The organism is Streptomyces sp. YIM 98790, assembly GCF_011421595.1.
Taxonomy (GTDB): domain Bacteria; phylum Actinomycetota; class Actinomycetes; order Streptomycetales; family Streptomycetaceae; genus Streptomyces.
Genome location: NZ_WTLH01000263.1, coordinates 1 through 6,393, shown reverse-complemented (window position 1 = coordinate 6,393; position 6,393 = coordinate 1). Strand labels below are relative to the sequence as shown.

Below are 6,393 nucleotides of genomic sequence, written 5' to 3'. Positions count from 1 at the left end.
GCCGCCCCCGCGGGCCGCGTCGAAGGCCGCGGTGGCCACCCAGCCGGCGGCGGGCCGGCCGGCCGCCTGTCCGGCCAGCTCGCGGAACAGGCCGCGCAGTGTGCCGTCGGCCGCGGCGGCGCCGACCGAGCTGGGGTTGACCGAGCCGCGGGTCCACCGCCGGCCGTCCGAGGTGAGCACCGTGGTGGAGCTGCCGCCCGCGTCTATCCCCCAGCGGAACACGGCACGCCTCCCGCGGCCGGTGCCGGTCCGGCCGGCCCGGCCGGGTCGAGGGCCCGCAGGATCTCGGCCTCCGTGACATCGTCGACGATCACGGTCGCGCCGAGGTCCTCGGGAAGGACGAACCGCAGGCTGCCGTCCCGGATCTGCCGGATCTTCTCCAGCGCGGCCAGCATGTCCCCGATGTCCGGCACGGCGGGCAGGTCCCCCAGCCGGACCGGCAGGCCCAGCGTGCGGAGCAGGCCGGTCACCCGGTCCGCCGTGCCGGCGGCGATCAGCTCCCGGGCCCGCGCGATGCGCACCGCGGCGGCCATGCCGAAGGCGACCGCCTCGCCGTGCAGCACCGGGCCGTACCCGGTGGCGGTCTCCACCGCGTGCCCCAGGGTGTGGCCGAAGTTCAGCGGCCGGCGCAGGTCCTGCTCGTACGGGTCCCGGCCGATCAGCTCGGCCTTGACGGCGCTGGCCGCCCGGACCAGGGTCTCCCGGTGCGGCCCGGGGCCCGCCAGCAGTTCCGCGGCCCGCTTCTCCAGGAAGGCGAAGAGGTCCGGCGAGGCGATCACCGCCTTCTTGACGACCTCGGCCAGGCCCGCGCGCAGGTGCCGGGTGTCGAGCGTGTCCAGGTACGCCAGGCAGGAGATCACCGCGAGGGGCTGGTAGAAGGCCCCGATCAGGTTCTTGGCGCTGGAGTGGTTCACCGCGACCTTGCCGCCGATCCCGGCGTCCACCTGGCCCAGCAGGGTGGTGGGCACGTTGATGTAGGGCACTCCGCGCATGTAGGCGCCGGCCACCCAGCCGACCGTGTCCACCAGGGCTCCGCCGCCCACGGCGACGAGCACGTCCCGGCGGGTCAGCCCGGTGCGGGCCAGCCAGTCCAGCAGCCGGCACCCGGTCCGCAGGTGTTTGCCGCGCTCGCCCGGCTCGACGGTGGTGCTGCCGGCGAGCTGGCCGTGCTCCCGCAGCGCCGCGGCCAGCGGCCGGCCGTGCAGCTCCCGCACGACCGGGTCCGTGACCAGCGCGGCGCGGCGTCCGTCCAACTCGGCCCGGAGCGCCCGGAGCGCGGCGTCCGGGCCGGGCACGACATGGATGCGGTAGCTGTCCTCGCGCCGCACCCGCACGGTGAGCTCGGCGGAACCCTGCGGCAGCGGCAGCCGGTCGCGGTGGCGCACGGCGGCGTGCGGTCCGGCCGCCCCGCCGCGGTGCGGCGGTGTCCCGGGCGGGCCGGAACCGTCGCTCCGCGCAGTGGATCGTGGCATCGCACCTCCCTCGTCGGTGACATATGGTATTCATATCATCTCGGAGAGTGACCAGCCTCTCCCGTGGGCCACCGCGGCGACCGGCCGGTCCCGCCGCGCCCCCGTATGCGCCCGGAGGACACCCATGCAGACCGACTCCGTCTCCGATCCGTCACGGTTCGCGTACTACGAGCTGGGCGACATCCGCCTCACCCGCGGCGAGGGCGTGCGGGTGTGGGACGCCGAGGGCCGGGAGTACCTGGACTGCGTCTCCGGGACGTTCAATCTGCTGCTCGGCCACAACCACCCGGCGGTCACGGCGGCCGTGCGGGAGCAGCTCGACGGACTGATCTTCGCCGGCTCCGCGTTCCAGACCGACGCCACCAACCGGGTGATGGAGCTGCTGGTCCGGCTCAGCCCGCCCAACCTCACCCGGGTCAACCTGCGCAGCTCCGGCGGGTCCACCGCCAACGAGGGCGCGGTGAAGATCGCCCAGCTGATCACCGGCAAGCGGGATGTGCTCGTGCCCTTCCGCGCCCAGGTCGGCCAGACCCTGGCCATGTCGGGATACAACGGCCTGGCCAGGATGCGCGCGCCGTTCCCGCACCGCTTCCCCGGCGCGCTGCACGTCCCCGACCCCTACTGCTACCGCTGCTTCTACCGGCAGTCGCCGCGCGACTGCGGCTTCCTGTGCGTCGACCGCATGGACGACTTCCTCACCTACGCCGGCTCCGGCAGCGTGGCCGCCATGATCATCGAACCGATCAGCGGGGTCGGCGGCAATGTGGTGCCGCCCGACGGCTATCTGGCCCGGCTGCGCGAGTTCTGCGACGAGCGCGGCATCCTGCTGATCTTCGACGAGATGCAGACCGCCTTCGGCCGGACCGGCCATCTCTTCGCCGCCGACTGCTTCGGGGTGGCGCCGCACATGATGACCGTCTCCAAGGGCCTCACCGGCATCGGGCTGCCCCTGGCCGCCATCCTCACCGAGGAACGGCTCACCGGCATGGAGCGTTCCCTGCACGGCTTCACCCACGGCGGCCACAACCTCTCCGCCGCCGCCGCGGTGGCCACCCTGGAGATCGTGCGGCAGCCGGAGTTCCTGGCCCGGGTGCGCGCCACCGGGGCCGTGCTGCTGGAGCGGCTGCGCGCCCTCCAGGACGGCCACCCCTGCATCGGGGACGTCCGCGGGGCCGGCCTGATGCTGGGCGTGGAGTTCGTCGACGCGGACGGGGGGCGCTCCTCGCCGCTGGCCCACGCCTGCAACCGGGCCCTGTCCGCCCGCGGCATCATCACCCGGGTCTCCGAGCACGGCCAGGGCAATGTGATCGAGCTGCGTCCCCCGCTGATCCTGACCGAGGAGGACGCACATCTGGTGGCCGACCGGTTCGCCGACGCGGTGGCCGCGCTGTGAGATCCGCCCGGCCGCGCACCGCCCGCCCCGGCCCGGTCGCCGCGGACCTGCTCCGCCTGCTGGAAACGGTGCGGGTACGGCTTCCGGACGGGCCGGCGGCGGTCACCGCGGCCGAGGAACGCTTTGCCGCCGTGCGCAGCACGCACTCCGTGCACCGGCTCCGGCTCACCCTCGCCGGCGGCCGGCGGCTGGACACGGTCTTCAAACGCCTGCGCCGCCAGCCCGGCATCGACCCGGGCCGCGAGGTGCGGGTCTACCGCGGGCTGCTGGCCGGCGGCGCGCTGGACGCCCCCCGGCTGTACGCCTCGCTGTGCGATCCGGCCACCGGGCGCTACTGGCTGCTGCTGGAGGACGTCGGCCGCCGGGACCTGGACAGCTGCGGCGTCCGCGGAGCGCTGGCCGCCGTGCGCTGGGCGGCCCGGATGCACGCCGCCTTCCAGGGCCGCGAGACCCGGCTGCGCGGTCTCGGCTGCCTGGGCGAGCACGGGACGGCCGGCTGCGACCTGCTGGTGTCGGCCGCACGGCGGCGGATCGCCACGGTGGCCCGGCCGGCGCTGCTGGCCCGCTTCGACCGGCTGGCGGGCCGGCTGCCCGGGACGGTGCGGGCGCTCGCGGCCCAGCCCCGCACCCTCGTCCACGGCGATCTGGCCGGCCACAACCTCCTGGTGCAGCACGGCGGTTCCCGGGTCCGCCCGGTGGACTGGGAGTGGGCGGCCATCGGGCCCGGGGCATGGGATCTGGGCAAGCTCCTCACCGGCCGGGAGGCCGTGCGGGAGCTGCTGCTGGCGGCATACCGGGAGGAGTTCGCCCGGCACGCCCCGGCACCGCCGGGCGTCCGCGCGCTCCGCGGCGCGCTGGCGCACTGCGCCGTGCTGCGCAGCCTGTGGCAGCTGGGCTGCCCCTCACCGCTGCCCCGGGGGGTCACCCTGGAGCCGGCCGCTCTGGAGGCGCACCTCGACACCCTCGCCGGGCTGCAGGACGCCGCCGCGGCGGCCGCGTCCGGCCGGTGAGCCGTCCGCGGCCGTCCCGCCCCCGGCGGACGCTCACCGGGCCTCGGCCAGCTCCCGCAGGGTGAACAGCGAGGCGAACTCCCAGCCCTTGGCCGCCAGCCGTTCGGGCGCCCCGTGCTGCCGGTCGACCGCGCAGATCACCCGGTTCACCTCGGCTCCCGCGCCGCTGAGCCCCTCGCAGGTGCCCATGACGAACCTGCCCGTCTTGATGGCGGGCTCCACCACCGCGACCCGGCGGCCGGAGACCTCGGCCCCCTCCACGAGCCTGCGGGTGCCGTAGTCCCTGGGCTGCTTCCGGACGAAGGCGGCCGGCAGGCCGGTGATCTGCGAGAGCAGCACGGTCAGCGGCACCCCGCCGAGGTCCGGGCCGCTGATCACCTCGGTGTCCGCGGGCAGCAGCGCGGTCATCCGCTCGGCCACCTCGCGCAGCAGCGCCGGATCGGACTGCCAGGCGTAGCACTCGAAGTACTCCCTGCTCCGCTCACCGTTGCTGAGCACGAAATCGCCGGTGAGATGGGCGTGCTGGTAGATGCGCGCGGCCAGGGCGCGCGCGGGGGCATCGTTCACGGGTCCTCCTTCGGGGGTCCGGCCGCGTCCGGGTGCCGGACGGTCCCGGCCCCTCGCTTCACGACGCAGGGTGATGATGTCATCACGCTATGATTATGCATATGAATGACAGCCTGGTGTGGATCAGCGGAGCCTCCTCGGGGATCGGGGCGGCGCTCGCCCGGCACGTTCCCTTCGACAACGCCCGGATCACCGGCATCTCCCGCTCCCCCGGGCCGCCGAACGGTGCGCACCTGCGCGCCGACCTGGCCGATCCCCGGTCCTGGGCGGAGGTGGAGGACCGGTTCCGCAGCGACCTCGCCGGATTCCGCGGCAGCCGGGCCGTCTTCGTCCACTGCGCCTCCACGCTGGAGCCGGTCGGCTTCGCCGGAGCGGCGGACTCGGCGGCCTACCGGTCCGGCGTCCTGCTGAACTCCGCGGCGCCGCAGGCACTCGGACACGCGTTCCTGGCGGCCGGCGCCGGTCTGGACTGCGCCCGGCACCTGCTGCTGATCTCCTCCGGGCTGGCGAGCAGACCCGCCGAGGGGGTGTCCGGCTACTGCGCCGGCAAGGCCGCGCTCGACCAGTGGGTGCGGACCGCCGGCGCCGAACAGCGCCGGGCCCGCGGCGGCGGCTGCCGGATCCTGGCCGTGAACCCCGGCGCCGTGGACACCCCCATGCAGGCACGCATCCGCGCGTCCGACGACCGGGACTTCCCGGAGGCCGGCCAGTTCCGGCGGCGGCACGCGTCCGGCGCCCTGGCGGACCCGGATCAGGTGGCACGCGCCATCTGGGACCTGCTGGCGCAGGACCACCCCTCCGGGGAGGTGGTGGACGTGCGGCGGCGCTGAGCCCGCTTCCCGGCCCCGCCGCACCGGCTCACCGGAAGAACTCCGGCCAGGCCGGCCACTCACCGGGACCGAGATCCTCCCTGATCCGCAGCAGCCGGCCCAGCCGCCGGTACACCGCACGCACCCGGGCCAGCCGCGGGAACGGCAGCACGTCCCGGTAGCCGCGCGCGATCAGCGCCGCCGCCCGGTCGTCGACGAAGAACTCCAGGAACACCAGATCGAGCTCCCGCGGGCCCAGGACATAGGCGTCGACATCGACCATGGCGGTGATCCGCCCCCGGCGCCGGAGGAACTGCCCCGGGGAGATGTCCGGCATCACCGGGACGCCCGCCTCCGGCGGCGGCAGGGCCGCCGCCGCGGCGGCCACGGCCTCCCAGCCGGAATCTCCCCCGGAGCCCGGCCCGGTGCCCCCGGCACGCTTCCCCGCCGCCCCCCGCAGGACGGCCGCCAGGCGCCCGGGGAACGCGCCGGGAGCGAACCGCACCGATCCCGAGGGAGTGCCCAGACTGCCGGACGCCCGCGCATGGATACCGGCCAGGGACCGGCCGAACTCCGCCAGGCCCCCGTCGGACAGCTCGGCGAACGTCCGGAGCCGGCTGCCCGGCATCAGTTCCACCACGACCCAGCCGCGGCTCCCGGCCGTCCGGACCCGCAGCACTCCCGGCACCGGAATCGGGCTCACCGGGCCCAGCAGACGGTGCGCCGCCACGACCTCGGACACGTCGAGCGGGTTGGTCCCGAACAGCGTGCGCAGCGTGCCCCAGAACGGGCCGGTCGCCTCGGGCAGCCGGAAGGTACGGGCGATGACGTGCTCGCGGGCGGTGCGGACCCGGAACACCAGGCTGCCGTGCTCCCCGGAGTCCGGGACCACTTCGGCCAGCTCCAGCACGGGAGGGTCGAAGAGTTCCCGCACGGCGCCCGCCGCGGAGGCCGCCCCGGCCCCGGCCCCGGCCCCGGGCGGAACCGACCGCCGTGCCTGCCCCGCCGCCGGATCGTGCGCCACGGCCGCCGCCCTTCCGCCGCCGTACTGCGGAAACCGCCGGTCCGCCCGCCCGGGCTTCCCGCCCCGGGGCGGAAACCGGCAGCCGCCATGCTAGTGCGGCCCGGCCCGCCCCGCCCGT

7 protein-coding genes are annotated in these 6,393 nt (G+C 75.6%); 3 read left to right on the top strand and 4 right to left on the bottom strand.

Annotated elements, in window-relative coordinates; translation table 11 throughout:
- Positions 1-222: hypothetical protein (locus GQS09_RS26245; RefSeq protein ID WP_399552606.1), on the bottom strand; the 222-nt coding region annotated here is incomplete at its 3' end.
- Positions 204-1,472, bottom strand: coding sequence for a 3-dehydroquinate synthase (locus GQS09_RS26240; protein ID WP_165990030.1), 1,269 nt, complete (start codon positions 1,470-1,472; stop codon positions 204-206). The genes GQS09_RS26245 and GQS09_RS26240, both read right to left, overlap by 19 nt.
- 124 nt (positions 1,473-1,596) lie before the next feature.
- Here GQS09_RS26240 and GQS09_RS26235 point away from each other — a divergent pair, with 124 nt between their 5' ends.
- Together GQS09_RS26235 and GQS09_RS26230 are read left to right on the top strand one after the other, a co-directional pair.
- Positions 1,597-2,865 (top strand): aspartate aminotransferase family protein, encoded by a 1,269-nt coding sequence (locus tag GQS09_RS26235; protein ID WP_165990029.1) that lies wholly within the window; start codon positions 1,597-1,599, stop codon positions 2,863-2,865.
- Positions 2,862-3,875 carry an aminoglycoside phosphotransferase family protein gene (locus GQS09_RS26230; protein WP_165990028.1) on the top strand — a complete coding sequence of 338 codons (1,014 nt, stop codon included), beginning with the start codon at positions 2,862-2,864 and terminating at the stop codon, positions 3,873-3,875. The genes GQS09_RS26235 and GQS09_RS26230 overlap by 4 nt, the downstream gene beginning before the upstream one ends.
- 33 nt (positions 3,876-3,908) lie before the next feature.
- Here the strand turns inward: GQS09_RS26230 and GQS09_RS26225 are convergent, their stop codons facing one another.
- The gene (locus GQS09_RS26225) at positions 3,909-4,442 is read right to left on the bottom strand and encodes an orotate phosphoribosyltransferase (RefSeq protein ID WP_165990027.1); all 534 of its coding nucleotides are present in this window, start codon (positions 4,440-4,442) and stop codon (positions 3,909-3,911) included.
- 101 nt (positions 4,443-4,543) lie between these two features.
- On the opposite strand from GQS09_RS26225, the gene GQS09_RS26220 reads away from it, so the two are divergent.
- Positions 4,544-5,272 carry an SDR family NAD(P)-dependent oxidoreductase gene (locus tag GQS09_RS26220; protein WP_165990026.1) on the top strand — a complete coding sequence of 243 codons (729 nt, stop codon included), beginning with the start codon at positions 4,544-4,546 and terminating at the stop codon, positions 5,270-5,272.
- A gap of 28 nt (positions 5,273-5,300) precedes the next feature.
- On the opposite strand, the gene GQS09_RS26215 is transcribed toward GQS09_RS26220, so the two are convergent.
- The gene (locus GQS09_RS26215; RefSeq protein ID WP_165990025.1) at positions 5,301-6,275 is read right to left on the bottom strand and encodes a phosphotransferase; all 975 of its coding nucleotides are present in this window, start codon (positions 6,273-6,275) and stop codon (positions 5,301-5,303) included.
- Positions 6,276-6,393 lie beyond the last annotated feature (118 nt).